1 protein-coding gene is annotated in these 252 nt (G+C 66.3%); it reads left to right on the top strand.

Annotated features, from left to right (window positions below):
- Nucleotides 1-247: efflux RND transporter permease subunit (locus SB765_RS31890; RefSeq protein WP_410932793.1), on the top strand; the 247-nt coding region annotated here is incomplete at its 5' end.
- Between the last annotated feature and the right edge of the window lie 5 nt (nt 248-252).

Here is a 252-nt window from a genome sequence, read left to right as displayed (position 1 = left end):
CCAGGCCGCGTTGCTACGCTTCCGGCCGATCCTGATGACCACCCTGGCTGCGCTGTTCGGTGCGGTGCCGCTGATGCTCGCAACCGGCTCCGGTGCCGAACTGCGCCAGCCGCTGGGCCTGGTGATGGTGGGCGGGCTGCTGGTCAGCCAGGTGCTGACACTGTTCACCACGCCGGTCATCTACCTTTATTTTGATCGGCTTGCGCGTCGTTTTGGTCGGCAGGACGTTGCGGAGGAGCCGGCATGAGCGGC

Origin of the sequence: Pseudomonas sp. SIMBA_067 (assembly GCF_046534675.1) — a bacterium.
In the GTDB taxonomy this organism is placed as follows: domain Bacteria; phylum Pseudomonadota; class Gammaproteobacteria; order Pseudomonadales; family Pseudomonadaceae; genus Aquipseudomonas; species Aquipseudomonas putida.
The sequence above is the reverse complement of the archived record's forward strand: the minus strand, read 5'-3'. Positions and strand labels throughout refer to the sequence as shown.